Raw genomic sequence first — 213 nt, 5'->3', positions numbered from 1 at the left:
CGCCAGGCACTGTCCCAGAGCGGGATGACCGCTCGTGGTTAGACGTCAAACGAGAACAGAGCGGTATTTCACCTTGCGACTCCCCACGAACTGGCGTCCATGGATCCAAGTCTCCCGCCTATGCTACACAATCCGCGCCTAACGCCAATACCAAGGTATAGTAAAGGTCCCGGGGTCTTTTCGTCCTTCTGCGCTTAACGAGCATCTTTACTC

1 rRNA gene is annotated in these 213 nt (G+C 55.4%); it reads right to left on the bottom strand.

Features of this window, described 5'->3' with window-relative positions:
• Positions 1-213: ribosomal RNA gene (locus EHS19_RS10580) — 23S ribosomal RNA — on the bottom strand; the annotation flags it as partial.

The organism is Bifidobacterium jacchi, assembly GCF_009078285.1.
Classification (GTDB): domain Bacteria; phylum Actinomycetota; class Actinomycetes; order Actinomycetales; family Bifidobacteriaceae; genus Bifidobacterium; species Bifidobacterium jacchi.
This window is presented reverse-complemented; position numbering and strand designations above follow the sequence as displayed.